The organism is Nguyenibacter vanlangensis, assembly GCF_013376155.1.
Lineage (GTDB): Bacteria > Pseudomonadota > Alphaproteobacteria > Acetobacterales > Acetobacteraceae > Gluconacetobacter > Gluconacetobacter vanlangensis.
This window is the reverse complement of sequence record NZ_JABXXP010001006.1, coordinates 1-807: the sequence shown is the minus strand read 5'-3', so window position 1 is coordinate 807 and position 807 is coordinate 1. Positions and strand designations below refer to the sequence as shown.

1 pseudogene is annotated in these 807 nt (G+C 72.2%); it reads right to left on the bottom strand.

Features of this window, described 5'->3' with window-relative positions:
* Nucleotides 1-270: 270 nt before the first annotated feature.
* Nucleotides 271-807, bottom strand: a pseudogene (locus HUK84_RS20825) (ATP-binding protein); the annotation flags it as partial.

Here is an 807-nt window from a genome sequence, read left to right as displayed (position 1 = left end):
GCCACGCCGGCGGGCAGCCCGGCCGTGCAGCCGATCGTCATCGACGGTTCCAGCCCCGCTCCGGTCCGCAAGACCGGCTGGTGGCGCCGCTGACGCCGGCCTGACGGAAGGCCGATCGACGAGCGTCCTGCCCGGGAAAGAATTTCCCGGGCAGGACACCAACGTTAGAAACCGTTATTCATCAACAGATTGGGGTCAAGGGGTCCGCGACCCCTTGCGGGTCGAGGGCAGCGCCCTCGCCTTGCCTTACCTCATGCCCCTCCCCGTCGTTCACCCCGCGCCGTTCGGATCGGCGGGCGCGGTCTCCCACCCCGGGCCGATCACGGCCGCGCTGCGCCGCCCCATCCCGTCGGTGCGCAGGACGATGACGTTCTGTTCTTCCAGATAGGCGAGCTGCCGGCGCGCCCGGCCGAGAGAATGGGTGCCGTACGCCCTGGCGATGGTGGCGTCCGACGGACAGGGCGCCCCCTGCTGCGCCGCCCGGGCGATCAGCAGGAAAATCCCCCGCACATCGTCCGGCAACGGTCCCGCGATGCGCTCGGCGGTCTGCCAGGTCTCGCTCTCGGCGGCCTCCGCGTCGATCCCGGCGCGGGCGGTGGCCAGCAGGCGGCGGAATTGCGGCATGTCCAGCGCCTGGCGCCCCATCCCCTCGATCCGGCAGCGCACCAGGAAATCCTGGTACAGCACGTGCACCGGGCGGAAACCGGCCTCCTCGTCGCGCAGGATCTCGGTCAGGATCGCGCCGAACTGCCGCCGCCGCTCGGCCGGGTCCATGTCGGCCTCGGCCGGCGCGCCCCGCGCCTCGGC